19 protein-coding genes, 1 tRNA gene and 2 pseudogenes are annotated in these 25482 nt (G+C 64.5%); 9 read left to right on the top strand and 13 right to left on the bottom strand.

Going from position 1 to position 25482, the window contains the following annotated elements:
* Nucleotides 1-17 precede the first annotated feature (17 nt).
* From ACQVLG_RS02105 to ACQVLG_RS02085, 5 genes are all read right to left on the bottom strand, one after another.
* Nucleotides 18-665, bottom strand: coding sequence for a hypothetical protein (locus ACQVLG_RS02105; protein ID WP_474292626.1), 648 nt, complete (start codon nucleotides 663-665; stop codon nucleotides 18-20).
* A 4-nt stretch (nucleotides 666-669) separates the two neighbouring features.
* The gene (locus ACQVLG_RS02100; RefSeq protein WP_474292624.1) at nucleotides 670-1962 is read right to left on the bottom strand and encodes a hypothetical protein; all 1293 of its coding nucleotides are present in this window, start codon (nucleotides 1960-1962) and stop codon (nucleotides 670-672) included.
* A 64-nt stretch (nucleotides 1963-2026) separates the two neighbouring features.
* Nucleotides 2027-2728, bottom strand: a complete 702-nt coding sequence (locus ACQVLG_RS02095; RefSeq protein ID WP_474292622.1) for a hypothetical protein — start codon at nucleotides 2726-2728, stop codon at nucleotides 2027-2029.
* 129 nt (nucleotides 2729-2857) lie between these two features.
* Nucleotides 2858-4126, bottom strand: coding sequence for a phosphoribosylamine--glycine ligase (purD, locus tag ACQVLG_RS02090; RefSeq protein ID WP_474292620.1), 1269 nt, complete (start codon nucleotides 4124-4126; stop codon nucleotides 2858-2860).
* Nucleotides 4127-4186: 60 nt separating this feature from the next.
* A complete protein-coding gene (locus ACQVLG_RS02085; protein WP_474292618.1) occupies nucleotides 4187-4915 on the bottom strand; it encodes a YebC/PmpR family DNA-binding transcriptional regulator in 729 nt (242 codons plus the stop codon).
* A 141-nt stretch (nucleotides 4916-5056) separates the two neighbouring features.
* Between ACQVLG_RS02085 and ACQVLG_RS02080 the strand changes: the two genes are divergently transcribed.
* The 5 genes from ACQVLG_RS02080 (at nucleotide 5057) to ACQVLG_RS02060 (ending at nucleotide 10011) form a co-directional block, all read left to right on the top strand.
* A complete protein-coding gene (locus ACQVLG_RS02080) occupies nucleotides 5057-5554 on the top strand; it encodes a PhoD-like phosphatase N-terminal domain-containing protein (RefSeq protein WP_474292617.1) in 498 nt (165 codons plus the stop codon).
* Complete coding sequence (locus ACQVLG_RS02075) at nucleotides 5475-7541, top strand: alkaline phosphatase D family protein (RefSeq protein WP_474292615.1); 2067 nt, start codon at nucleotides 5475-5477, stop codon at nucleotides 7539-7541. The genes ACQVLG_RS02080 and ACQVLG_RS02075 overlap by 80 nt, the downstream gene beginning before the upstream one ends.
* A gap of 117 nt (nucleotides 7542-7658) precedes the next feature.
* Complete coding sequence (locus ACQVLG_RS02070; RefSeq protein WP_230539856.1) at nucleotides 7659-8579, top strand: DMT family transporter; 921 nt, start codon at nucleotides 7659-7661, stop codon at nucleotides 8577-8579.
* Between the two features lie 29 nt (nucleotides 8580-8608).
* Complete coding sequence (locus tag ACQVLG_RS02065; RefSeq protein ID WP_230539855.1) at nucleotides 8609-8998, top strand: methylglyoxal synthase; 390 nt, start codon at nucleotides 8609-8611, stop codon at nucleotides 8996-8998.
* Between the two features lie 23 nt (nucleotides 8999-9021).
* Nucleotides 9022-10011, top strand: coding sequence for a quinone oxidoreductase family protein (locus ACQVLG_RS02060; RefSeq protein ID WP_474292613.1), 990 nt, complete (start codon nucleotides 9022-9024; stop codon nucleotides 10009-10011).
* Between the two features lie 170 nt (nucleotides 10012-10181).
* Here ACQVLG_RS02060 and ACQVLG_RS02055 read toward each other — a convergent pair whose 3' ends face one another.
* Complete coding sequence (locus ACQVLG_RS02055; RefSeq protein WP_474292611.1) at nucleotides 10182-10811, bottom strand: DUF4136 domain-containing protein; 630 nt, start codon at nucleotides 10809-10811, stop codon at nucleotides 10182-10184.
* Between the two features lie 198 nt (nucleotides 10812-11009).
* Between ACQVLG_RS02055 and pepN the strand changes: the two are divergent.
* From pepN to ACQVLG_RS02040, 3 genes and pseudogenes are all read left to right on the top strand, one after another.
* A pseudogene (pepN, locus tag ACQVLG_RS02050) lies at nucleotides 11010-13663 on the top strand (aminopeptidase N).
* 34 nt (nucleotides 13664-13697) lie between these two features.
* Nucleotides 13698-14699 (top strand): class 1 fructose-bisphosphatase, encoded by a 1002-nt coding sequence (locus ACQVLG_RS02045; RefSeq protein ID WP_034747152.1) that lies wholly within the window; start codon nucleotides 13698-13700, stop codon nucleotides 14697-14699.
* A 115-nt stretch (nucleotides 14700-14814) separates the two neighbouring features.
* Nucleotides 14815-14890 (top strand) — tRNA-Thr (locus ACQVLG_RS02040).
* Between the two features lie 83 nt (nucleotides 14891-14973).
* Here ACQVLG_RS02040 and ACQVLG_RS02035 read toward each other — a convergent pair.
* The 7 genes and pseudogenes from ACQVLG_RS02035 to ACQVLG_RS02005 form a co-directional block, all read right to left on the bottom strand.
* Nucleotides 14974-16779, bottom strand: coding sequence for a methyl-accepting chemotaxis protein (locus ACQVLG_RS02035; protein ID WP_474292609.1), 1806 nt, complete (start codon nucleotides 16777-16779; stop codon nucleotides 14974-14976).
* On the bottom strand, nucleotides 16776-17054 hold the full coding sequence (locus ACQVLG_RS02030) for a hypothetical protein (RefSeq protein ID WP_474292607.1): 279 nt from the start codon (nucleotides 17052-17054) through the stop codon (nucleotides 16776-16778). The genes ACQVLG_RS02035 and ACQVLG_RS02030 overlap by 4 nt, the downstream gene beginning before the upstream one ends.
* Before the next feature lie 79 nt (nucleotides 17055-17133).
* On the bottom strand, nucleotides 17134-19803 hold the full coding sequence (locus tag ACQVLG_RS02025; protein ID WP_474292605.1) for a bifunctional diguanylate cyclase/phosphodiesterase: 2670 nt from the start codon (nucleotides 19801-19803) through the stop codon (nucleotides 17134-17136).
* A 106-nt stretch (nucleotides 19804-19909) separates the two neighbouring features.
* Complete coding sequence (locus tag ACQVLG_RS02020; RefSeq protein ID WP_230539847.1) at nucleotides 19910-20590, bottom strand: Crp/Fnr family transcriptional regulator; 681 nt, start codon at nucleotides 20588-20590, stop codon at nucleotides 19910-19912.
* A gap of 29 nt (nucleotides 20591-20619) precedes the next feature.
* On the bottom strand, nucleotides 20620-21420 hold the full coding sequence (locus ACQVLG_RS02015) for a GGDEF domain-containing protein (protein ID WP_474292603.1): 801 nt from the start codon (nucleotides 21418-21420) through the stop codon (nucleotides 20620-20622).
* Nucleotides 21421-21777: 357 nt separating this feature from the next.
* The gene (locus ACQVLG_RS02010; protein ID WP_474292601.1) at nucleotides 21778-23547 is read right to left on the bottom strand and encodes a LuxR C-terminal-related transcriptional regulator; all 1770 of its coding nucleotides are present in this window, start codon (nucleotides 23545-23547) and stop codon (nucleotides 21778-21780) included.
* A gap of 79 nt (nucleotides 23548-23626) precedes the next feature.
* Nucleotides 23627-23749: pseudogene (locus ACQVLG_RS02005) on the bottom strand (hypothetical protein); the annotation flags it as partial.
* Between the two features lie 887 nt (nucleotides 23750-24636).
* Between ACQVLG_RS02005 and ACQVLG_RS02000 the strand changes: the two are divergent.
* Nucleotides 24637-25458: a substrate-binding periplasmic protein gene (locus tag ACQVLG_RS02000; RefSeq protein WP_474292599.1), complete on the top strand. Its 822-nt coding sequence runs from the start codon at nucleotides 24637-24639 to the stop codon at nucleotides 25456-25458.
* The last annotated feature ends 24 nt before the right edge of the window (nucleotides 25459-25482 follow it).

Below are 25482 nucleotides of genomic sequence, written 5' to 3'. Positions count from 1 at the left end.
GAGGCGCGGATCGGTACTCATGGCTGCAGGCCTCCGGTCAACAAGCCATACACCATGGACATCACCAGGATCAGCCCCAGCACGATCAGCGCGCCTTTCCAGGCCGGTGGCCGCTGGTACGCGATGCGGTCGTGACCATGGCGCAGCCTGGACGCTTCCACGATTTCGCGCGCCAGTGCGCTGCCATGTTCACGCACGTGCACTTCCAGCGCCTCGAACTGCGCCGCAGGCAGGATGTCGTTGACCACCAGCCAGCGCATGGCGATCCAGGGCGTATAAAACATGCGGTCTGCTGGCACCGCCGCGTGCGCGGCATCGCGCTGGAACGGGTTCAGCAAATCGAGCTCGTACAAGGCGTCGACCTCGCGGCGGTTATAGTGCCGCACGCCGTCGGCCAGCAGCGCCTGCTGCCCGGGCGGCAGTGTGGGCATGCGCTTATCAAGGTCATTTTTCGGCAGCAGATCGGTCAGCAGCAGCCAGCCCAGGGTGCTGACCAGGTCGGCATCCTGCGCCAGTTCCGGCATGTCGACCGGTTCCGCGGGCGGGTGCAGGCGCTCATGGGCGGCGATATCGCGTTCCGAGTTGGCCTCGTCGAGTTCCTGCGCGGTGATCAGGCCAAGCTGGTGCAGCTGCAGCAGCGATGCGTGGGGCGGTTCGATATGCATGGTCTTACTCTGTGACCTTGGCCTGGCGCAGTTCGGCGGCAAATTGCGGCGTCACCGACCAGCCATTGCCGCTCGCGTCGCGCTGGAAGGTGAACTCGCCTTCCTGCATCACTGCCGTGCCGCCGTTGAGCATGCCCAGCAAGGCGTCATTGCGTTCGATCAGCAGGCGGCAGGAATAGACGCCCGGCGAGATTTCCTTGCATGGCGCCAGCGGTTCGATTTCGGCGATTTCGCGCGTGCGCTGCATCGATCGCGTCAGCGAAAAAGCTTGCCGTGGCTGGGGCATGATGCGCGCGCCATCCATGCCGTTGCGGAAAGCTTTTTCCAGCGCCTCGCGTCCCAGGGGCGTGGCTTGCTGGGCAAAGTCGCCATCCTGGATGGTGCCAAAGCGCGCCTTGACCAGCATTGGCTGTGCGCCCACATAGCTGATGCGGCGCTTGCTGCCGCTGTCGTCGCGCGCGACGGTATAGGCATAGTCCATCTTCTTGCCATCGAGTGCTATCGTGGCCAGGCAGCCACGGATATGGTGTGACGAAGCGTAACCCGCTTCTTTTACGTCGTGCAGGCTTGCTTTGCCCGTGCCTTCCGGCGCCGCGTTATTGAGCATGCGTGTCACGGTGGTAAGCGTGTTGGCGGAGTCGCACTCGGGCACGGAATTGCCGCTCATCGCATACCAGACCATGCCGGCCAGCGCCAGCGGCGCGCCGATCAGCCAGGCCAGGCGCGAGCCGGGAAACAGGCCATCGAGGATCACGCCGTGTACCGCCTTCTTGTGCTCATCCTGGCGCCCTTGCGCATGCCGGACCACACGTTTTGCGTCGTCGCTGCCGCCGGACTCGATGCGCTGGGCCACGGACTTGAATTGCGCGCGCGGCAGCAGTCCCACATGCAGCATCCAGTTCAGTGCCTCGCCCGGCGTGGGCAGCAAAACATCGCCCGGCAGGTGCTGCAGCGCCTGTTGATAAAGCTCTGGCGTAATGATCGCTTCGTCGCGCAGATGATCGAGCGATTCGCGATTGAGCACCTCCACCACCTGCTGCAAGATCGACAATCGCAGCGCCAGCTCGTCGCCGCTGAAGTGGCGCGCCACGCTCAACGACAGCCTTGTTACATCCTCGGACGTAACGATCTGGCGCCGGTACAGCCACAGCAAAGTGTCGGGTAGCGGCGTGCCGATGGCGAGCTGCGGCAAGTCGGGATGCGCCAGCGCCTGCTCGCGCTGGCGGCGTGTCAGCAGCTTCAGCACATGCAGCGCTTCGACGGAGGTATGCGTGGACTCAGGTAGATTGCTTGTCATCGGAGGGACTTTATCAAGAATCAAGATGATAAATTTTACAATGTAATCTCGTTTCCCCAGCGTACTATTGAAGTTGCGCCTGATCCAGTTCTGTCCTGAACTGCGGTGTGACTGACCAGTTCTTGCCATTTTTGCTGCGCTGGAAAGTAAAGTCGCCTTGCTGCAGCACCGAGACGGCCAGCACCTTGCTTGCGGCAGCCGGCGCAAGGTCGTTACGGGCCAGCAGCAGGCGGCAGGAAACCACGCCGGGCAATACTTCCTTGCATGGTGCCAGGGCTTCAATATCGCCAATTTCACGGTAGTGCTGCGGCGACACCACTGCGTTGAGGTTGGCATGGTAGAGCGGCTTGCCGCGCAGTGCATCCATGCCGGCCAGCACCGCATGCTTCAGCCCATCGCGCCCGATGGGCTGGCCCTGCTGCGCAAAGCCGCCATGCCAGGCGATGTCGGCAAAGCGCGTTTGCACGATGCCCGGATGCGCGTGGTCATACGCCAGCCGGCTTTTGCGGCGGCCTTCCACGCGCGAAATGGTCCAGGCGTACTGCATGGGCTTGCCGTCCTGGATGACGGTGGCCAGGCAGCCACGGGTTTTTTGCGACCAGGCATAGCCGGCCTGTTGGATATCGTGCAGGCTGAATTTGCCATCCGTGACCGCGGCCACGGTTTGTCGGGCGTCGCAGCGTGGCACGGCATAGCTGCTGAACCAGTACCAAGCCAGGCCGGCAACGAGCAGCGAGGCAAGCGCCAGCCAGGCAAGGGGGCTCACCGGGGCATCGTAGTCTGGTGCGGCAAGGCCGGTTGGTATGCTCATGGCGGGGAATGGGGGCAATCAAAATGAAAACGGGCCGGGCGGATCAATTCCGCGCCGGCCCGCCGTGTGATCGCTATGGAGCGATCAATGCTTCAAACCGCGCCAGCCGATGTCGCGGCGGTACTGCGCGCCGTCGAAGTGGATTTTTTCCACGGTTTCATAGGCCTGCTTCTGCGCCATCTTGATGCTGTCGCCCAGACCCACCACGCACAGCACGCGCCCGCCGTTGGTGACCAGGCGTTCGCCGTCGATGCGGGTGCCCGCATGGAAGGTGACGGAATCGACCGTTTCGGCCGGGATGTCGCCGATCGGCGTGCCCTTGACGGGATCGTCCGGATAGCCGGCGGCGGCCATGACGACGCCAACGGCCGTGCGGCGGTCCCACTCCAGTTCCACGGCGTCGAGCGTGCCGTTGACGGCGTGTTCCATGACGGTGACCAGGTCGGTTTTCAGGCGCGCCATGATCGGCTGCGTTTCCGGGTCGCCCATGCGGCAGTTGAATTCCAGCGTCTTTGGCGTGCCCTTGTCGTCGATCATCAGGCCCGCGTACAGGAAGCCCGTGAACGTGATGCCGTCCTTGGCCATGCCCTGGATGGTCGGAACGATGATTTCGCGCATGACGCGCGCATGCATGGCCGGCGTGACGATGGGCGCCGGCGAATACGCGCCCATGCCGCCCGTGTTCGGGCCCTGGTCGTGGTCCTTCAGGCGCTTATGATCCTGGCTGGTGGCCAGCGGCAGGATGTTCTTGCCGTCGCACATGACGATGAAGCTCGCTTCTTCGCCGGCGAGGAATTCCTCGATGACGATGCGCGCGCCGGCGTCGCCGAACTGGTTATCGGACAGCATCATGTCGACCGCCTGGTGCGCTTCTTCCAGGCTCATGGCGACGACCACGCCTTTGCCGGCGGCCAGGCCGTCGGCCTTGATGACGATCGGCGCGCCCATGGCGTCGACGTAGGCGTGCGCGGGAGCGACGTCGGAGAAGGTCTGGTAGGCGGCCGTCGGGATGCCGTGGCGCTGCATGAAGGCCTTGGCGAAGTCCTTCGACGACTCCAGCTGTGCCGCTTCCTTGGTCGGGCCGAAGATTTTCAGGCCGCGCGAGCGGAACAGGTTGACGATACCGGCTGCCAGCGGCACTTCCGGGCCGACGACGGTCAGGCCGATGTGCTCCTGCTGAAAAAAATCGGCCAGCAATTGCGGGTCGCTGATGTCGAGATTGACCAGGCGCGCATCGCGCGCGGTGCCGCCGTTGCCCGGCGCGACATACACCATCTGTATGCGTTCGGACTGGGCCAGTTTCCAGGCCAGGGCGTGTTCGCGGCCGCCAGAGCCGACTACCAGAATTTTCATAGGGACCGTTCGTTCAGTGTGGGTTGCAGGGCGGCGGTGCCGCCCTTGTGTGCAGAGTGATTAATTCTCAATGAGGGCGTTGGTGAACACTTCCTGGACATCGTCCAGCAGCTCCAGCGCATCGATCAGCTTTTGCATCTTGATGGCGTCGTCGCCCGCATACACGGTTTCCGTCGCCGGCTTCATGATGACTTCGGCCACTTCGGCCTTGAAGCCGGCCGCTTCCAGCGCTTCCTTGACGGCGGCGAAATCGTGCACGGGAGTGACCACTTCGAAGCCGCCTTCTTCGTCGGCTATGACGTCGTCGGCGCCCGCTTCCAGGGCCGCTTCCATCAGCTTGTCTTCGTCGGTGCCCGGCGCGAACAGCAGCTGGCCGCAGTGCTGGAACATGAAGGCGACGGAGCCTTCGTTGCCCATGTTGCCGCCGTTCTTGTTGAAGGCGTTGCGCACTTCAGCCACCGTGCGCACCTTGTTGTCTGTCATGCATTCGACGATGACGGCCGCGCCGCCCACGCCGTAGCCTTCGTAGCGCACTTCTTCTTCATAGTTGGCGCCATCGACGCCGCCGCTGCCGCGGTTGATCGCGCGCTGGACGTTGTCTTTTGGCATGTTCGCATCGGCCGCCTTGTCGACTGCCAGGCGCAGGCGCGGATTGGTGATGGCGTCGGCGCCGCCCATGCGGGCCGCGACCGTGATTTCCTTGATCAGGCGCGTCCAGATTTTGCCGCGCTTGGCATCGGTGGCAGCCTTTTTATGCTTGATATTGGCCCATTTGCTATGTCCTGCCATGTCGAATCTTCCTTAGACGGGTGTTCAATTGTGGCCGACATTAGCATATCGGCCCCCTGCGAAGCGGCATGGCCGCGTCATCAGGATGACACAATCTGTTGCTAAAGTGACGCGCTTTCACCATATCGAGGGCGCGACATCATGGCAAGTCAAATGGACAGGCGGCAATTTCTGAAATTGGGCGGCTTCATTACCGTCTCCGTGGCCACCGTCGGCCTTGCCGCCTGCGGCAGCACCGATTACAGCGATCCTGGCGTGCCGCTGGCCTCGGGCAGCGACTGGAAATTCCCGCAAAGCGTGGCCTCGGGCGATCCGCGCGCCGACAGCGCCATGCTGTGGACGCGCGTCGTGCCCGCCAGTTTCGACGCCGTCGCGCCCGCCGTGGCCGGCAAGTCCGACGTCGCCGTGCGCCTGATCGTCAGTTCGGCCGACAATACGTCCGCCCTGGGCGGCAACACGGCCCTGGCCGGCACGCCCATCGTCGACGCCAAGCTGCCCCTGAAAGCCGATTTCGACAACACGCTGCGCCACAAGGTCACACGGCCTGCAGCCGGGCCAGGTGTATTTTTACCAGTTCATCGCCGGCGACGTGCGCTCGAACGTGGGGCGCTTCAAGACGGCGCCCGCCGCCACGGCTGACGTATCCCAGCTGCAGTTCGCCTACCTGACGTGCCAGGACTGGAGCATCAACCACTGGGGCGCGCTGTCGCACATCGCCGCCAACGAAGCGCTCGATTTCATCGTCCACCTCGGTGATTACATCTATGAAACGGTGGGCGAGGCCTTCCAGAGCGGCGCCGTGGAAAGCCGCCACGACCAGCTGAAATTGCCCGACGGCACGTATAAAAACGGCAACTCTGGCGCGAAATACGCGACCACCGTGGCCGATTACCGCTACCTGTACAAGAAATACCGCACCGATGCACGTCTGCAAGCCGTGCACGAACGCTTTGCCTTCATCGCCGTCTGGGATGACCATGAATTCACGGACGACGCCTGGCAGGACGCTTCCACCTATGAAGGCCTTGTGGCCGCCGACGGCAGCGACCTGCACCAGCCGGCCCGCCGCCGCAGCGCCAACCAGGCCTGGTTCGAATACATGCCGGCCGACGTCACGTTCGATAGCGCCGCGACAACCTTCCAGAACATCCAGATCTACCGCGATTTCCAGTTCGGCAAACTGATGCAGCTGGTGATGACGGACGAGCGCCTGTACCGCGCCGACCATGCAATCGCCGAATCGACCATCAATCCGGCCACGGGCAAGCCGCTGGGCAGCATCGGCAGCCGCTACCTGGTGCCGCAAGCGCTGTTCGACAGCGTGGAAGGGCAGAAAATGGCGGCTGCCACCAAGGCCGGCGCCGACCCGCTGGCGGCCGTCGGCATGCTGGGCAGCACCCAGCGCGACTGGTGGAAGGGCAAGATGAAGGCGGCGACGTCCACCTGGAAACTGTGGGGCAATGAAGTGTCCTTGCTGCGCATGGGCTTGAATGGCACGGATGCGATTGCCACCTTGCTGGCGCTGGGCGCCATGTCGAAAGTAGGCCAGGCCATCGCCAGCACCCTGCCGCTGGTGGGCGGCAGCGTGCCGCTGGCCTGCGCCATCGTCGCCGCCTCGACGGCCGGTGCATCGCAGTCCGTGGCGCAGGCGGCGGCCATGGCGATTGCCGGCGCGGCCGCCAATGCCGGCGCGCAGGGCGCCGCTGCCGTGGGCGCCGGCTTGAGCACGGCCCAGGCCGGCATCACGGTGGCTGCCTACAACAGCGCTTCGCCGGCGGCCGCTGCGCAAGTGATCGCCTTCGGCTGGATCAAGCCGGATGTGCAGGCCAAGGGCGCCGCCTCAAGCTTTGTCGCCGCTTCCGGCCAGCAAACGGCGCTGGCGCCATTTTTCACGCGCTTCCTGCTCAATTGCGACCAGTGGGATGGCTACAACAGCGAGCGCAAGAATCTGATGGCGCACCTGAAAAACAATGCCATCGGCAACGTGGTGGCGCTGACCGGCGATATCCACTCGTTTTTTGCCGGCACGGTCAGCGACGACTTCGACGCGGCCGGCGGCGGCACGCCCGTCATGGTGGACCTGGTCTCGGCCGGGGTCAGCTCCGATTCCTTCTTCAGCTACCTGAAGTCGGCCGCCGGCGCCATGGGCGACATCGGCACCCTCGTCAGCTATCCGCTGGCCATTCCCGTCACGGGCCTGGGCACCGTCAATCTCGACGTCAACCTGCTCGACTACACCATGGGCAAGGCCGCTCCCACCGTCGACAGCCTGCTGGAGCAATTGCGCGTGCAACTGCGCGGCGCCCTGGCCGCCAAGGGCGTGCCGGAAGCCCAGCTGGACGCGACGGTCGCTGCCATGCAGGCGGGCTTGAAAGCGAGCACTGACTTCAATGCGACCCTGCTGGGCCTGGCGCAGCAATTATCCGGCCTGGGTAACAACCCGTGGATCAAGCACCTGAACACGGATGCGCAGGGCTACACGGTGGTGACCTTGACGCCGGGCAAGCTGGTGGCGCAGTTCAAGCAGGTGAATAAACTGGTCGGCACGGCGGCGCCGGCGAACGTGATTGCGCGGGTGACGACGGCGACGGTGACGGCGGGTGCGGCGGCGGTGGTCATTTCTTAAACTTATTTCTTAAACGTCAACCCCAAAGAAGGCTGGGGTCGGATCCTCAGGGTTCGACCCCGGTATTTGCCGTTGGGGTTATCAGCTTGCTTTCGCTTTTGCCATTACAATCTGGGCATGAGCTCCAGTTCCCCGCAAGCAACCCCTCCATCTATTCCCCGTTCCGTCTACCTCGGTGGCCTGGCCATCGCCGTGGGCGGGGCGGTATTGTTTTCCACCAAGGCCATCGTCGCCAAGCTGCTGTACCGCTACCAGATCGACGCCGTCACCCTGATCGCCTTCAGGATGATCTTTTCGCTGCCCGTGTTCGCCGTCATCGCCTGGTGGAAGATGCGCACGGAGCCGCCGCTGTCGACCAGCGACCGCTGGCGCCTGGTCGGGCTGGGCCTGGTCGGCTATTACCTGTCCAGCTATCTGGACTTCCTTGGCCTGCAATACATTTCCGTGGGTCTGGAACGGCTGATCCTGTTCCTCACGCCCACTTTCGTGCTGCTGATTACCACTGTGTACTTCAAGCAGCGCATCAGCCGCCTGCAATGGATGGCCCTGTTCACCTCGTATTGCGGCATCGTGCTGGTGTTCGTGCACGACTTGCAGGGCGGCGCCAGCAATGTGGCGCTCGGTTCCACCCTTGTGCTGGGCTCGGCCTGTTCGTATGCCGTGTATCTGCTCGGTTCCGGTGAGCTGGTGAAACGCATCGGCTCGATGCGCCTGGTCAGCTATGCGATGTGCGTGGCCAGTTTTGCCTGCATCGCTCAATTTTTTATTTTGCGCCCCGTCGAATTGCTGATCCAGCCCATGCCCGTGTATGGCTTGTCCTTGCTCAATGGCATCTTTTGTACCGTGATGCCCGTCTTCATGACGATGATCGCCGTCGAGCGCATCGGGGCGCCCGTCGCCTCGCAGGCCGGCATGATCGGCCCCGTGTCGACCCTGTTCCTGGGCGCCATGATCCTCGATGAACCGATCACCAATTGGCAACTGGCTGGCACCAGCCTGGTATTGGCCGGTATTTACTTGCTGTCGAAAAAGAAATAATTCCTCCACCCACTGAAAATGTTCTCACCATGAAAACACGCATCGCCCTGATTGCCCACGACAAGAAAAAAGATGACATGATTACCCTGGCGGGCGAATACCTGGATTTTCTCAAGGGCTGTGAACTGTCGGCCACGGGCACCACGGGCGGCCGCCTGATCAACGAGCTGGGCCTGGCGGTCGAGCGCAAGCATTCCGGTCCGTTCGGCGGCGACTTGCAGATTGGCTCGCTGCTGGTGGAAGGCTTGATCGATTGCGTGATCTTCCTGCGCGACCCGATGACGCCGCAGCCGCACGAGCCGGACATCAATGCCCTGGTGCGCGCCTGCGACGTGCACAACGTGGCGTGCGCAACGAATCTGTCGTCGGCGCACCTGGTGCTGTCGCAGCTGCAGGCGCGGGCCGTTGCTGCCGCCTGATTTACCCAGACAAGGAGATAAGCATGAGCGCAACGATTACCACCAAAGCCATCCGCGTACAGCGCGTGGGCGGCCCGGATGTGATGGAATACGTGGATGTGGAACTGCCGCCGCCGGGGCTCGGCGAGGCGCGCGTGAAACACGAGGCCATCGGCCTCAATTTCATCGACGTGTATTTCCGCACCGGCTTGTATCCGCAACCGCTGCCGAATGGCTTGGGCGTCGAGGGCGCGGGCATCGTCGAGGCGGTGGGCGAGGGCGTCACGGACGTGAAGGTCGGCGACCGGGTGGCCTACGCGGCGCGCATCAATGGCGCGTATGCGCAGCAGCGCAACCTGCCGGCGGCCCTGCTGCTGGTGCTGCCCGAGCGCATCGGTTTCGATACGGCCGCCGCCATGATGCTGCAAGGCTTGACGGTGCAATACCTGTTCCACCGCACGGTGGCGCTGAAGGCGGGCGACACCATCCTGTTCCACGCGGCCGCGGGCGGCGTGGGCCTGATCGCCTGCCAGTGGGCCAAGGTGCTGGGCGTGAACCTGATCGGCACGGCCGGTTCCGATGAAAAGGCGGCGCTGGCCAAGGCGCACGGCGCGGCCCACGTCATCAACTACAACACGGAAAACTTCGTCGAGCGCGTGCGCGAGATCACGGGCGGCAAGGGCGTCTCCGTGGTCTACGATTCCATCGGCAAGGACACGTTCATTGGTTCGCTCGACTGCCTGGCGCCGCTGGGCATGATGGTCAGCTTCGGCAACGCCTCCGGTCCCGTGCCGGCCTTCACGCTCAGCGAACTGGCATCGCGCGGTTCGCTCTTCATCACGCGCCCGGCCCTGTTCAGCTATGCCTCGAACCGCGCCAACCTGGAAGAGATGGCCACTTCGCTGTTCGGCGTCGTCAGCAGCGGTGAAGTGCAGATCGAGATCAACCAGCGCTACAGCCTGGCCAACATCGCCCAGGCGCACACGGATCTGGAAGGGCGCAAGACGACCGGTTCGACCGTCATCGTGCCATGAGCGGCCCACATGACGGCACGCCGAAATTCGGCCGCCTGCTGATCGTGCTGGTGTTGGCCGTGGCCCTGATCGGCGCGCTGACCTTTGCGGCCGAGGCGTATTATTCGTAGGCATAAAAAAACCGGCTGGCGCATCGCTGCACCAGCCGGCTTTTTTGTCTTGCCACGAAATTATTCTATTTTCACTTCGACCTTGCGGGGCACGCCGCTCTGGCCGGGGAAGTCGGCAAAGGCGCTCGCCACCATGGCCGGCATCACTTGCGGCGTGGCGCGCTTGTTGCTGGTCGATTGCACAGTCACGTCGTACAGTTTCTTGCCGTTGCGGTCATTGATCGTCACGCGCAATTCGCGTTCGTATTTGTGGCGCACGCTTTCCTCGACATCCATCGGACCATACCAATAGGGGTTGTAGCCGAAGCGGCCATAGCCTGGCCATGCGCCGTAGCGGTAGCCATAGCGGCCAGGCCAGTAGCCGGGGCCATACCAGAATGGGTCGGTGGCTTGCAGCACGCGTTCAGGATAGTCGACGGTGGAAAAATGCATCGCCACGCGCAAATTGGCTGCCGCAGGGCCGGATGCTTCGCCGAAGCCGTGTTTGGCCAGTTCCGCGCGCACCAGGTTCTGGTAGCTGCGGTATTCCAGCGTGTCGTTTTCCGCCGCTGGCGCTTCGAAGACGTACGATTTGTCCTGCAATTGCGCAGGCCACTCATGGAAAACGGTCACATCGCTGCGTATGGTGGTGGCACATCCGGTGAGCAACACGGTCAATGCGGCCATCATGATGGTGAGATATCGTTTCATTGCATGACCTCCTGATTAGTAGACGCAATTCATCGCTTAGTATTATAAGAATAGTTCTATTTGTTTCCATTCATTATTACAGAATGTTACCTGGTATGTCGCCGTGTAAGGGAATCCAACATTCCTGCGCTGAATCGCGACGATCGGGGGCTGGTGTTGGTAAAATAGGCTTTTGCCTCCGCTCCCACCCAAATCCCTATGCGCACAGACAGCCCTCAGACGATTTACCGCAAAGATTACACGCCGCCCAGCTTCCTGGTCGACAGCGTCGAACTTGGTTTCGATCTCGATCCCGCCCGCACAGTGGTGGCGAGCCGGATCCGCATGCGCCACAACCCGGCCAGCTCCAGCCGCAGCATCGAATTGCACGGCGAACACATCGAGCTGGTGCTGGTGCGCCTGAATGGCAAGCAGCTGAAACCGTCGCAATACAAGCTGACGGCCGGCATGCTGACCATCCCCAAGGCGCCGGACGAGGTGCTGCTCGATATCGAGACCGTGCTGGCGCCGCAGGACAATACCTCGCTGTCCGGCCTGTACGTGTCGAACCATAATTTCTTCACGCAGTGCGAAGCGGAGGGCTTCCGCCGCATCACCTTCTTCCCGGATCGTCCGGACGTGATGGCCAAATATACGGTCATGCTGCGCGCCGACAAGGAACACTATCCGGTGCTGCTATCGAACGGCAACCTGATCGAAGAGGGCGACCTGGGCGACGGCCGCCATTACGCCAAGTGGGAAGACCCGTTCAAGAAGCCGTCCTACCTGTTCGCCCTGGTGGCGGCGCGCCTGGTGTGCCAGGAAGAGCGCTACACCTTGAAGTCGGGCCGCGAAGTGCTGCTGCAAGTGTGGGTGGAAGAGGGCAACCTCGATAAGACCGACTACGCCATGCAGTCGCTGAAAAACTCCATCCGCTGGGACGAGGAGCGCTTCGGCCTGGAACTGGACCTGGACCGCTTCATGATCGTCGCCGTGGGCGATTTTAATATGGGCGCCATGGAAAACAAGGGCCTGAACATCTTCAATACCAAGTACGTGCTGGCCAATCCGCGCGTGGCAACGGACGTCGATTACGCGGGCATCGAAGCGGTGGTGGGCCACGAATACTTCCATAACTGGACCGGCAACAGGGTCACGTGCCGCGACTGGTTCCAGCTGTCGCTGAAGGAAGGCTTGACCGTGTTCCGCGACCAGGAATTCTCGGCCGACATGATCGGCACGGACACGGGCCGCGCCGTCACGCGCATCGACCAGGTGCGCACCTTGCGCCAGGCGCAGTTCCCGGAAGACGCAGGCCCGATGGCGCATCCCGTGCGTCCCGACTCTTTTGTGGAGATCAATAACTTTTATACGGTCACCATCTACGAAAAGGGCGCCGAAGTGGTGCGCATGTACCAGACCCTGGTGGGCCGCGACGGTTTCCGCAAGGGCATGGACCTGTATTTTGAACGCCACGATGGCCAGGCCGTCCAGTGCGACGACTTCCGCGCCGCCATGGCGGACGCGAATGGCCGCGACTTCACCCAGTTCGAGCGCTGGTACAGCCAGGCCGGCACGCCCGTCGTCACCGCTTCTACGCGCTACGACGCCGCCAGCCGGACGTTCGAGCTGACCCTGGCGCAAAGCTGTCCTGCAACGCCGGGCCAGCCGAAAAAACTGCCGTTCCACATTCCCGTCACCGTCGGCTTGCTGGCTGCCGATGGCCGCGACCTGCCGCTGCACGTGGATGGCGTGGCGTCGGACGGCGCCACCAGCGTCGTGCTGGAATTGACGCAGGCGTCGCAGACTTTCCGCTTCAATAACGTGGCAGAAGCGCCAGTGCCATCGCTGCTGCGCGACTTTTCCGCGCCCGTGGTGCTGGAATACGATTACACCGATGAACAGCTGCTGCACCTGTTCCGCCACGACAGCGATCCCGTCAACCGCTGGGAAGCGGGCCAGCGCCTGGCCATGGAGCGCCTGCTGAAACTGACCGCCGCCGTCGCCACCGGCGAGGCCCTGGCGCTGGACGACACCTTCATCGCAGCGCAGCGCGCCCTGCTGGCCGATGAGACGCTCGATCCTGCCTTCCGCGAGCTGGCCCTGATCCTGCCGTCGGAAACCATCATCGCCGAGCGCATGGCGCAAGTCGACCCGCAGGCGATCCATGCGGCGCGCCAGTTCATGCGCACTACCATCGCTGCAGCCCTGAAACCTGAATTGCTGGCGCAGTACCACGCCAACCAGACGCCGGGCGAATACAGCCCGGACGCCCTGTCGGCCGGCAAGCGCGGCTTGAAAAACCTGGCCCTGTCGTATTTGCTGATCGCGCCCGAAGCGGCGGAGCTGGACCTGGCGCGGCTGCAGTTCGATAATGCCGGCAACATGACGGACCGCGCCGCGGCGCTGGCGGCGCTGATTCATTCCGGCTCGCAGCCGCACGCGCAGGCTGCCTTGAGCAGTTTCTATGCCGACTTCGAGAACGAGGCGCTGGTGGTCGACAAGTGGTTCGCCATGCAGGCGGCCGCGCCGACGACCGACGTGCAAGCCGTGCGCCAACTGATGACGCATCCGGCCTTCACCTTGAAAAATCCGAACCGCGCGCGCAGCCTGATCTTCAATTTCACCAACGGCAATCCATCGCAGTTCCATGCGGCTGACGGCAGCGGCACGCCTTCTGGGCCGAGCAGGTGATTGCGCTCGACGCCCTGAACCCGCAGGTGGCCGCGCGCCTGGCGCGCTCCATGGACCGCTGGCGCCGTTACGTGCCGGCGCTGCAAAGCCACATGCGCGACGCGCTGGAAAAAGTCGCCGGCCAGGCCAGCCTGTCGAATGACGTGATGGAAGTCGTCAGCAAGGCATTGGCCAATTAACACTGCAATAACTCATTAAAATAAAAGGGATTTCATGAAACGCATCAGTCTTACGCAATACCTGGTTGAAGAGCAGCGCTCGAACAACAGCATTCCGGCCGAACTGCGCCTGCTGATCGAAGTCGTCGCGCGCGCCTGCAAAACCATCAGCCACGCCGTCGGCAAGGGCGCCCTCGGTGAAGTGCTGGGCACGGCCGACACGGAAAACGTGCAGGGCGAAGTACAGAAAAAACTCGACATCATCTCCAACGAGATCCTGCTGGAAGCGAACGAATGGGGCGGCCACCTGGCGGCCATGGCGTCGGAAGAGATGGAATCGATCCATCCGATCCCGAACCGCTATCCGAAGGGCGAATACATGCTGCTGTTCGACCCATTGGATGGCTCGTCGAACATCGACGTCAACGTCTCTATCGGCACCATCTTCTCGGTGCTGAAGGCGCCGGACGGCATGGGCCAGCCGACCGAGCAGGACTTCATGCAGGCAGGTAGCAAGCAAGTGGCGGCCGGCTACGCCGTGTACGGCCCGCAAACCATGCTGGTGCTGACTTTCGGCAATGGCGTGAACTGCTTCACCCTGGACCGCGAAATGGGTTCGTGGGTGCTCACGCAAAGCAATATGCAGATTCCGCCGACGACGAAGGAATTTGCCATCAATATGTCGAACGCACGCCACTGGCATCCGCCCGTGAAGCGCTATGTCGATGAACTGCTGGCCGGCGACACGGGCCCGCGCGGCACCAATTTCAACATGCGCTGGATCGCCTCGATGGTGGCCGACGTGCACCGCATCCTGAACCGCGGCGGCATCTTCATGTACCCGGCCGACCTGCGCGACACCTCGATGCCCGGCAAGCTGCGCCTGATGTACGAAGCGAACCCGATGGCCTTCATCGTCGAGCAAGCCGGCGGCGCGGCCACCGACGGCCAGCAGCGCATCATGGACATCGCTCCGCACAAGCTGCACCAGCGCGTGCCCGTCTTCCTCGGCTCGAAGGACGAAGTGGCCCGCGTGACGGCGTATCACGCCGAGTAAAAGCCGCACTTTTCCGCGATTTTCAGCGGCCCGCAGCCGGGCCGCTAAAAAAAATGAAAAAAGTTCGCGTTGACACTAGCAAATTTTGTGCATTGTTTGTAGAATGTGGGTCTTCGCCGTTGTAGCTCAGTTGGTAGAGCAGCACATTCGTAATGTGAAGGTCGCCAGTTCGATTCCGGCCAACGGCACCAAGTTTCATCAGAAAACCCGCTTACCTGCAAAGGTCAGCGGGTTTTTTGTTTGCCGGCCATCGGCACTTCATCGCTGCCGCCGCTTAAAACTCTTCCCAGTCAGGCTCCGTGGTCTTGCGGCGCGTGGCCGGCCTGGCGCTGCTGATACGCGCCACCTGCGTCCCGGGCGTGGTGCCGGGGCGCCGGGCAGGGACGGCGTTCGTTTGCGGCGTGGAGGCAGCAGCGGGCGCCGCCAGGCGGAACACGCTGACGGCCTGCACCAGTTCCCCGGCCTGCTGCTTCAGGCTGATGGCTGCCGCCGCCATCTGTTCCACCAGGGCTGCGTTCTGCTGCGTCACTTCATCCATCTGCGTCACCGCCTCGCCGATCTGTGCAACGCCGGCGCTCTGCTCGACGCTGGCCGAGCTGATTTCGGCCATGATGTCGGTGACGCGGGTGATGCTGTCGACGACCCGCGTCATGGTGCTGCCGGCCTGGTCGACCAGGGTCGTGCCCTGTTCGACGCGGGCCACGCTGTCGTTGATCAGCAACTTGATTTCCTTGGCCGCTTCGGCGCTGCGTCCGGCCAGGCTGCGTACCTCCGTAGCGACGACGGCAAAGCCGCGTCCCTGCTCGCCGGCGCGTGCTGCTTCCACTGCCGCATTGAGCGCCAGGATATTCGTCTGGAAGGCGATGCCGTCGATGACGTTGATGATGTCGGCGATGCGCTTGCTGGCGGCGTGGATGCCGCGCATGGTCTCTACTACCTGGGCGACCACGGCGCCGCCGGCCAGTGCCACCTGCGATGCCTGCTGCGCCAGGGTGTTGGCCTGGCGCGCGTTATCGGCATTCTGGTTGACGGTGGAGCTGAGTTCTTCCATCGAGGCGGCGGTCTGCTCGAGTGCACTGGCCTGGCTTTCGGTGCGGGCGCTCAGGTCCTGGTTGCCAGCGGCGATTTCGGCGCTGCCCAGCGCCACGCTTTCCGAGTTGTGGCGCACCGTCGCGACCACGGCAGTCAGGCTGTCGCGCATGCTGGCCAGTGCCCCCAGCAGCCGGGCCACTTCGGCCGGCCCCTGGCGCCGGATGTCGGCCGACAGGTCGCCCGAAGCCATCACGTCGGACAGGCGTACCGCGTGGTCGAGCGAAACGGCGATCTGGCGATACACATACCAGAGGGCCGCCGCCAGCGTGGCGATCAGCAGCACGGCGACGGCGCTCAGCGCGCCGAACCAGAAGTGCTTGGCCTGCTCCGCTTCTTCAATGGCCTGGCTCGTGCGGCGGTCCAGCATGCCGAGGAACTCGTCGACCGGGCGCATGATGCGGGCCTTGGCTGCATGGTAGGCCGCGTCGTGCATCATGCTGCGCGCCTTGGCCAGGTCGGGGGCATCCTGGCGCGTGAAGGCGCCGCTCTGGTCCGCGTACAGGCCCTTGACCATGTTCATGGCCACCGTTTCAGTGCGTACCAGCTCGTTGGAATTGACTTCCGCTTCCTTGAGCTTGGCGAATTCGGCCTCACTGAAGCCGGCCGCCTTCATCAGGCTCGTCAGCGCGATGGCCTTGTCCGAGCCCTTGCCCGGGTCGATGTCCGCGGCGCGGAAGTCCCAGTAGATTTTTTCGTACTGCGCGGGGCGCGCCTTCTTGCCGCTGCGGATAGCGAGAATTTCCAGGTATTGCTGTTCCCATTTCGGCTCGCCCGACACGACATAGGTACGCGCCAGGCGGGTCAGGTCGTCGGAACTTTGACGCATTTCGTCCGCCAGCAGGTAGGAGGCATAGCGCGAATCGTGGGCGGCGCTGACGGCCGCCGATGCCAGGCTGACGCGGTAGATGCCGAAACCCACCAGGGCAATGACGAGGCCGACGACGGCCAGGGCCGTGGCGAACATGAACTTGATGCTGGACGATTTCATGGTTTTCTTCCTTGTTGTTGTTGTTGTTGTTGTTGTTGTTGTTGTTGTTGTTGTTGTTGAACGGGTGGCGCGCCATACATGCGCGACAGTTTGTCCAGTAGCATGCTGGTGTCTTCCAGCGCGGCGCGGCGCGCCGGCGTATTCTGTTCAAAGTGCATGTCGCGCAGGGTCTGCGCGGCGGTGACCAGCGTGTCGCGCAAGCGCAGCAGATGGCTGATCGTCGCCTCGAGGTCGGTGGGCGGGCCTGGCATGGCCTTCTGCGTATGGTCTGTCAATGCATTCTCCTGTAACGATGGCGCGCATGGCGCTGTGGTATTGCCCAGTCTAAATAGAATTGGGCGTGGTAAAAATCAACTAGTTGAAGTTGGGAATCAATTGCCGCGCGGGCCACTGAGCGATGGGCACTGGTTTGCCGAACAGATAGCCCTGGAAGGCATGGCAGCCTTTTTCCGCGAGGAAGCGGTACTGCGGTTCGGTCTCGACGCCTTCGGCGATCACGTGCAGGCCGAGCGACTGGCTCATGACGATGATGGCGTGGACGATGGCGGCGTCGCTGGCGTTGGCGGTGACGTCGCACACGAAGGATTGGTCGATTTTCAACTGGTCCAGTGGCAGGCGGCGCAAGTAGGACAGCGAGGAAAAGCCGGTGCCGAAGTCGTCCATCGACATCCTGACGCCGAGCGCGCGGATGTCGTGCATGCGTTCGATGACGTCGTCGACACTGTCGAGCAGCACGCTCTCGGTCAGTTCCAGCTTCAGCAGCGCCGGCCGCACCTGGTACTGCTGCAGCGCCTCGCGCACCTGCTCGACGAAGTCGCGGCGGCGGAACTGGCGTGCGCTGACGTTGATGGACAGGGTCAGTTGCGCGCTGTCCGGCGCGCCGGCCCAGGCTTGCAATTGGGCGCAGGCCGTATGCAGCACCCACAGGCCCAGCGGCACGATCAGGCCGCTTTCCTCGGCCAGCGGAATGAATTGGGCTGGCGACACCGACGGCCGGTCCGGCGGCAGCCAGCGCAGCAGCGCTTCGGCCCCGACCAGGCGGCCGGCCAGGTCCACCTGGGGCTGGTAATACAGCTGGAATTCATCGCGGTGCAGGCCCTTGCCGAGCGCCGCCTCGAGCAGCGCGCGCGATTCGATCTCCGCCAGCATCGCCGTGTTGAAAAAGCAGATGCCATTGCGTCCTCCCTGCTTGGCATGCGCCAGCGCCGCTTCGCCCTGGCGCAGGATGTCGTCGATGGACAGGCGCTGGCCGCGGTACAGCGTGATGCCGATGCCGGCCGTGGCATGGCAGAACTGGGCGTCGGCGCAGAACTGGTAAGGGTGGCACAGTTCGCCACGGATGCGCTGCGCCACGGCACCGGCCTGTGCGGCAGCGTCCGCTTCGTCGCACGCGAGATTGGCCAGCAGGATGATGAATTCATCGGCGCCCACGCGCGCAACCGTATCGGCCGGGGTGGCGCAGTCGCGCAGACGCTGCGCCACCTCGCACAGCAGGCGGTCGCCGGCGGCGCGCCCCTCGATGTCATTGAGGCTCCTGAAACTGTCGAGGTTGATGACGAGCATGGCGCCGTAGGCCTGCTGATTGACGGCCACGGCCTGGCCCAGGCGCTCCATTATCATGCGCCGGTTCGGCAAATCGGTCAGGCCGTCATAGTAAGCCAGGTGGCGGATGCGTTCTTCGGCCAGCTTGCGCTCGCTGATATCGCGCACGACGGCCTGGACGACCGGCGCGCCTTCCAGTTCTATCGCGCTCAGCAGCACTTCGGCGTGGAAGTCGCGGCCCGTGTCGAGGCGGCGGTAGACCCAGTCGTAGCGCACGACGCGCTGCGCCAGCGCCACCGCGATCTGCGATTCGAACAGGGCCACCGAGCCGCTGCCACATGGCTGCTGCGCGGGCGACAGGTCGCCGGGACTGTTGGCCAGGAAGGCGGGCTTGCTGCCGCAGCCGAAGACGTCCAGAGTGGCGCGGTTGCAGTCGAGCAGGCCGCGTGCGTCGACCAGCCAGACGGCGTCGCTGATCGAGTTGTACAAGGTGCGCAATTTCAATTCGGAGTGCTGCAGCTCTTCCCGGTTGCCGCGCAGCTCGGCCATCGCCGCCAGTTCGGCCTTGCGCCGGCGGTAAGCCTTGCGTCCCTGGATGATGGTCGAGGCGGTGAAGGCGGCGGCCAGCAGCGACAGCACCGCCAGTTGCTGCCACCAGGGCTGCAGATAGTCCTGCGTGGCCAGGCCGACGAAGATGTAGAAGGGCTGGCGCGGACTCTTGCGGTAAGCCATGCGCCGCGCGATGCCGTCCAGCGCGACCACGGTGCGGTAGCTGCCTGCCGCCGGCGCCGCCGCGATGTGGGCGCGCGTGGCCGGCGAAACCGTGCGGCTGCCGATGACCAGCCGATTCCACGCCTGTTCGGGAAAGCGCGCCACCAGCGCCATGTCGGCGCTGCGCAGGGAAATGATGCCGTGGCGGCCGACGTCGAAGGCGGCGATCAGGCGTGCCAGGTAGTCCAGCGGCAGCTCCGCGTAGACGACGCCGGCGAAACTGCCATCGCTGTGGCTCAGGCGCCGCGCCATCAGCACTACGCGCTTGCCGCTGGCGCTGCTGCTGCCCGGCGCGGCGATGATCAGCTGCGACTGCGGGTCGCGCGCGGCGCGCAGGATATCGTCGCGCAGGCGCAGCGGCGGCTGCCCGGCCGGCGCCTGCGGGCCGTACAGGATGGCACCGCTGGCGTCGGCCACGCCGACCGTTTCGACTTCATGGATCTGCGCGCGCTGCTGCAGCATGCTGGCATGCAGTGTCGCGGCGTCGATGCCGTGCGCGGCGAGCTGCTGTTGCGCCTCGCTCTGGATGCCGAGCAGGACGAGGTCGACCTTGCCGAAGACCTCGGCGACGCTCGTTTCGAGCGCGTAGGCGAGGTTTTGCGTGGCGAGGGCGGCCTGTTCTTCGTAGTGCCGTGCGCTGTGGAACAGGGTCAGGGCCGCCAGCGCATAAAACGCAATGTTGCTGAAGGAAACCTTCAGTACCTTGCGCATGTAAGGCGAACCGGTCCAACTGCGCCATTTGTTTGCGTTCATCCTTGTCGTCTCCGTGGAGCCCGGGCGGCGGTTCAGCGCGGTCGCGCTGGCGCGCCGGCGCGCGTCATGCCATCAGCCTGGCCATGGGCCGGATGGGACTGTCTTGCCTGGGTTCATCCTTGCGCCTGCCCTTGTTCAAGAGCTGGGACAGGTATTGCGGCGTGATCTCCAGATACGAGGACAGCGTCTTTTGCGAGATGCGCCTCTCGAGTCCGGGGTAGTCGCGCAGGAACGAGGCAAGCCGGGTTTGCGCCGACGCGCCGTACTGGGCATGGCTGCGCCGCGACTGCTGCTTGAGCATGTATTCGATCACCTTGAGGTGATAAGCGTCGAGCACGCTGTGGCTGGCGCGCAGGGTGACGACCTTGTCCCAATCGAGGCGAAAGGCTTCCACCGCCGTTTCGGCCGTCAGCGAGTGCAGCGCGGGCAAGCCGCTGGCGCCCTGCAGCAGGTCGTGGTAGGGCGTGGCGTTGTGGCCTTCGGTGGAAAAGGCCGCCGTGATATCGTCGCCGGAAGGCGTGTTGACGCCGCAGCAGACGATGCCGGAGGTAATCCAGTACACGTGCCTGGCCGGCGAGCCGGCGCGCTGCAGATAGTCGCCCTTGTCCAGCGAGACGGCGACGGCGAGCGGCGCCAGCAGGATGCTGACGGCCGCGTAGGTGGCCGCATCGATGTCGTAGCGGGCAAGCATGTCTGCCTCGAAGCGCTTGCGCTGCGCCAGGAAGGCTTGCTGAGAATTATTCATTGTGTCTCCATGAGAACGGGGGAACGGGCTCAAAAGAGCTCGATGGTGCCGGCTTCGACTTCCGTGAGGATGCCGGCGTCGACCAGGCTGCCGTAGTGGAGTATCCGGTTGCGTCCGGCGCGCTTGGCTTCGTACAGGGTCTGGTCGGCGCGGCTGACGATGGCGTTGGCCAGGACCGCGGAACTGGCCAGGCAAAAGCCGCCACTGATCGTCACGGCACCCACGCGCGGAAAGTTGAATTGCGCAATCGTCAGGCGTGCCCGTTCGAATGCCAGCGTGGCCTGCTCCAGGTCGCTGGCGGCGATGACGGCGATGAATTCCTCGCCGCCGTAGCGGTACAGCAGGTCGCTGCTGCGGAATGCGCCGTCGAGCAGGCGCGCCACCAGCAACAGTACTTCGTCGCCGATCATGTGGCCGTAGTTGTCGTTGATGCGCTTGAAGTGGTCGATGTCAAGCAAGCCCAGCCAATAGGTTTCGGGCACCTCGGCGGCGTCGCCCGATTGCGCCGCCAGTTCATCCCACAGGCGTTCCAGGTTCAGTTCCAGCGAATGGCGGTTGCGCAAGCCCGTCAGGCGGTCGCGCTGGCTCGTATCGAGCAAGGCGTAATAGTTGGAAAACACTTCCAGCACGCCGTGGATGACGGCGTCCTCGACCGGGGTGACGGCGTGGCTGCGCTCGAAGATCAGATAGCCGCACAGTTCGTTGCCTCCATGTAAGGGGTAGCCGATCATCAGATGCGACTCCAGCGCCCGGCTGCAGGAACGGCCCAACAGGCGCATGTCGGCCAGCAATTGCGCCACGTGCGGCGGCACATGGGCGCCGCTGCGCACCTCTTCGACCTGCTCGGTGATGCGTTCGGTGCCGTCGGGCGGTCGGGCCGCTGCTGCGCGAATGGCGCAGCACGCGCACGACGTCGCGGTTTTCGTCGGTGCGGTAGAGCGATGTCTGCAGCACGCCCAGCATCGGCCCGAGCGTGCGCAGCAAGCTCTTCTCTACCAGTTGCATGTCACGGATGGCTGTCATGGTGCCCAGCTTCTTGAGCAGGCCGGGCAGCGGCCGGGCGGCAGGAGGATGCTCCATCTTCGCCGCGTCCGGTGACGGCGGCGCAGCGGCGGCCGGCGGCCGCTGGACGGCACCGGCCGGGCGCGTTTGAATGGTGGTCTTTTTTGACATGTTTCTTTCAGGAACTAAGTGCGATGCGGGGCGGCTGGCACTGGCCAGCAAGTGATTGAAATCATATTTGTCAGGCGGTAGGGGGTCACCATACTTAAGTATGGATTTGCGCTATCTGTTGCGTGATCCGCAACATCTATTGCATTGGCAACACACCGGTGCGGCGCGCCTTGCAGACGGCCTGGCCGCGGTTGTCTGACGCTGAGCTTGCGGAAGATTTGCCCCAGGTGCCATTTCACGGTATTGACGGACAAGTCCAGCAGGTCGGCGATGGCGCCGTTGGTGCGGCCCAGCGCCACCAGGGTCAGCAGGGTGGCTTCGGTGGGCGTGAGCTGTGCCGCAGGCAAGGCGGCGGCGGGGGTGTCGGCGCCGCGCAGCAGCACGTCCAGGTGCGTGGCGGCCTGGGTGCTGAGCAGGCGGCGTGCCTTGCCGCGCATGATGCGCAGCAAGCCGAGCGCATCGCTGCCTTCGTCCAGGAACAGGCGCAGCATGCCGGAAGCGGCCGCCTGTTCCAGCGCCAGGGCCATTTCGGCTTCCGCTTCCCTGGCCTTGCCCAGTTGGGCCAGGGCGATGGCCAGCAGCACGCGCAGCTTGGTGGCGCGCCAGCGGCGCCCGGTGGCCAGCGCATGCGTCAGCAGGCGGCCGATCAGGGCCTCGGCTTCGGGCAAGGGCCCCAGCCGTATCAGCAGGCGCGCCTGGGCGATGCCGGCGCCATCGATTTCCTGGCTGGGCAGGATGCAGCGTTCATCGCCGGCCCAGACGGGCTGCAGCAGGATCGAGGCGTGCCAGGAGACGGCATCGTGGTTGCCGGCAAGTAGCGCCATGCGCGACTGTTCGGCTTCGAGCAGTGCGCGTGCGGGGGCCGGCAGCCGTGCGCGCCCTTGGCGGCAGGCGGCTTCCAGCCATTGCCGCGCGGCCGTCTGGCCCTGTTGCAGCGCCAGCATCCGGGCCTGCATCACCAGCATGGCGGCGCGCGCGTCCCAGGGCAGTCCGGCGGCGGGCAGGCTGCGCGCCAGCGCGAGGCGGGCCGTCACCAGGTCGAGGCGGTTGCACTCGTAGGCGATCAGCAGGGCCAGCCCGACGCTGTAGCCATGGAAGAAGAAGGGGGGAATCTGCTCGGCGTGCTGTTGCGCCAGCGCATCGGCCGCCGTCAGTTGTTGCAGCGCCGCGTCAAAATTGCCGCCGATGGCATCCAGATACGCTTGCAGGAAGCCGACCAGGGCCATGCCGATGGGCGAGCCGGAAGCGGCGCAATCGCGCCGCGCCGTCACCAGCAGTGCCGCCGCCTCGGCCAGCTCGCCGCGCCACAGGCAGGTATAGACGGCCAGGTGGCGCGGATCGGCCGGGGCGGGTGGCGCCATCGTCGCGTGCGACTTGTGTCCTGCGGCAAGTGCGATGCAGCGGTCGGTGTCGCCGGCCAGAAAGGCCAGCAGCGGAGCGATGCCGTCGAGGCTGGCGGCGTAGCGCGGGTCGGCGCCGATGAGGGCGCTGCGGCGGCGGTAGAAATGCAGCCAGTTTGCCAGTTCGGTGCCGCGCGCCGCGCACAGCAACCCGACCAGCAAGGCGCCCGACAGCGCCGGGCGCTGTTGCAGCATTGCAGTAGGCAACTGTTCGCAGCAGTGCACGATGCGCTCGAACTGGCCGCCGGCGGACAGCGCGGCGATGACGCGCTCGAGTGCGTCTGCCGCCTGCGCGTGTGGCGCCGGCCATGAGGAAGCAATCGATGGCTTGCTCGACGTGGCCTTGGCGCGCCAGCCAGGTTCCCGCCTTGGCGTACACGGCACTGGGCACAGGCTGGCGCAGGGCCAGGTGGCCGGCCAGCAGCGGATGGCAGCGCAGCCAGCCGCCCGGCAGTTGCCGCAGGGGCAGGCCGGCCGCTTGCAGCCATGCCATCTGTTGTCCGCCGTCGCCGCTTCCCAGTGCCGCCTCGAGCAGGCTGGCGCAAAAGGTGGCCAGCGGCGCTGCCGTGGTCAGCAGGCGGCGCATCGGCTCGTCCAGCGCGCCCAGCACTTCGCGCTGCAGGTAAGCGTTAAATTCGGGCAAGGCGGAAAGGATGAACCTGTCCGCCCCCTCGTGGCGGCGCAGCTTTTTCCATGCCGGCGCGATCAGTGCAATAGCCGCTGGCCAGCCTTCGCTGACGCGTTGCAAAAGGGCAACATCATCGGGCGGAATATCGATCGTTTGCTGCTGCAGGTAGCTTGCCGTTTCCGCCGGCGAGAACTGCAGATCGTCCATATCGAGCTCGACCAGCGTACCGGCCACCTTCAGCGCGGCGATGCCGCCGTGGTGCAGCGCGCGGGCCGCCAGGTAGATGCGCATCGAGGGCGGCAGGACACACGCAATCAGGGCGAACAGGTCGCGGATGGCCGCGCCGTCGAGATGCTCGACGGCATCAAGGTACAGATGGGTGACGCTTGAACTGGCCAACAGGGCGTCGTTGTCGGGCGCGAGCACTGGAGCGAGGCGCAGCGCGGCGTGCAGGCTGCGGCGCAGCGTGGCCGGATCGTTGTCGGCGTGGTCCAGGTTCAGCCAGGCGACGTGGGCGCCCGCGCGTGCGCGCCGGGCATGGGCGGCGCGCAGCAGCGCCGTCTTGCCGTAGCCGGCGGGGGCGCGCAGCAGCACGCAGGCGGGCGGAAGGCGCCGTCCGCGGACAGTTCGCGCAATGGTACTTCGCGTTCCATCTGGGGGACGTTGCGAATGGCGGCGTCAGCTTCAGTAAATGGGGATACGGCAAGGTGTGCGCTCCAGGGAAGCAAGGTGGCGGCAGACAGATGAAAAAGCGACGAATATAGTCAAATGCGGCGTCCTTTGCGCCCTACTAAAGTACGGTTTTTGGCGCGCCTGGCGCCGCGCCGGCCACGCTGCTATCATGGATGCGAGGGCGTGGGCAGTGGCGCAAGCCGGCCTGCGCCGGTCTCTGCCGGCGGCGAGCCGGCGGAAAGGAGGACGCGATGTTGCCGACGTGGTTATTGGCTCCCGTGCTGCTGGCGGCGGCGCTGTGCGGCGCTGCGCGCGCGCAGGCGCTGGAGATACTGACGGCCGAGATTGCGCCCCTGGCCTTCAGCAAGGATGGCAAGGTGACGGGCTTTTGCGTCGAGGTGGTGGCGGAAATCCAGCGCCGCCTCGGCGACCGCTCGCCGATGCGCCTGATGCCGTGGGCGCGCGCCTATCTGATGGCGCAGAGCGGCGCCAACGTGGTGCTGGTGTGCCCCAAGCGCACTGCCGAGCGCGAGCGGCAATTCCAATGGGTGGGGCCGCTGCTGGTGTCGCAAACGAATTTTTATGCCAGGCGCGGCGCGGGCATCCATCTGGGCAGTGTGAACGACGCCAAGGCCCTGTCGGGCGTGATGGCGCCGCGTGCCTTTTATTCCTATAGCTACTTGCAGCAGGCCGGTTTTGCCAACCTGGAAGCGGTGAACAACTCGGCCACCATGCTGGCCATGCTGCTGGCCGGCCGGCACCCGCTGATGGCGCTGGACCAGGAACAGCTGCCGGCCCTGCTGGAGCAGGCGGGCGTGGCGGCCGATGCCGTCGAACTCGCGTACCCGATCTTTTCGATCGGCAGCTATCTCACTTTCCCCCTGTCGACCGATCCTGCCCTGGTGCTGCGCTGGCAGCGCACGCTCGAGCGCATGAAGCGCGACGGCGCCTATGATGCCATCGCGCGGCGCTGGCTCGGCACGGCGGCGAAGTGAGGCGGACGGATTCCCGGGGCAGGG

This window comes from Janthinobacterium sp. TPC_1, from assembly GCF_056037845.1.
Note: the sequence above shows the minus strand (reverse complement) of the source record. Positions and strands in the feature narration are given on the sequence as shown.

Bases quoted from the DNA above. Each gene is read 5' to 3' on its own strand.
- ACQVLG_RS02105 (WP_474292626.1), bottom strand. From the start codon at position 665: ATGCATATCGAACCGCCCCACGCATCGCTGCTGCAGCTGCACCAGCTT.
- ACQVLG_RS02100 (WP_474292624.1), bottom strand. From the start codon at position 1,962: ATGACAAGCAATCTACCTGAGTCCACGCATACCTCCGTCGAAGCGCTG.
- purD (WP_474292620.1), bottom strand. From the start codon at position 4,126: ATGAAAATTCTGGTAGTCGGCTCTGGCGGCCGCGAACACGCCCTGGCC.
- ACQVLG_RS02085 (WP_474292618.1), bottom strand. From the start codon at position 4,915: ATGGCAGGACATAGCAAATGGGCCAATATCAAGCATAAAAAGGCTGCC.
- ACQVLG_RS02080 (WP_474292617.1), top strand. From the start codon at position 5,057: ATGGCAAGTCAAATGGACAGGCGGCAATTTCTGAAATTGGGCGGCTTC.
- ACQVLG_RS02070 (WP_230539856.1), top strand. From the start codon at position 7,659: ATGAGCTCCAGTTCCCCGCAAGCAACCCCTCCATCTATTCCCCGTTCC.
- ACQVLG_RS02065 (WP_230539855.1), top strand. From the start codon at position 8,609: ATGAAAACACGCATCGCCCTGATTGCCCACGACAAGAAAAAAGATGAC.
- ACQVLG_RS02060 (WP_474292613.1), top strand. From the start codon at position 9,022: ATGAGCGCAACGATTACCACCAAAGCCATCCGCGTACAGCGCGTGGGC.
- ACQVLG_RS02055 (WP_474292611.1), bottom strand. From the start codon at position 10,811: ATGAAACGATATCTCACCATCATGATGGCCGCATTGACCGTGTTGCTC.
- ACQVLG_RS02045 (WP_034747152.1), top strand. From the start codon at position 13,698: ATGAAACGCATCAGTCTTACGCAATACCTGGTTGAAGAGCAGCGCTCG.
- ACQVLG_RS02035 (WP_474292609.1), bottom strand. From the start codon at position 16,779: ATGAAATCGTCCAGCATCAAGTTCATGTTCGCCACGGCCCTGGCCGTC.
- ACQVLG_RS02025 (WP_474292605.1), bottom strand. From the start codon at position 19,803: ATGCGCAAGGTACTGAAGGTTTCCTTCAGCAACATTGCGTTTTATGCG.
- ACQVLG_RS02020 (WP_230539847.1), bottom strand. From the start codon at position 20,590: ATGAATAATTCTCAGCAAGCCTTCCTGGCGCAGCGCAAGCGCTTCGAG.
- ACQVLG_RS02000 (WP_474292599.1), top strand. From the start codon at position 24,637: ATGCGAGGGCGTGGGCAGTGGCGCAAGCCGGCCTGCGCCGGTCTCTGC.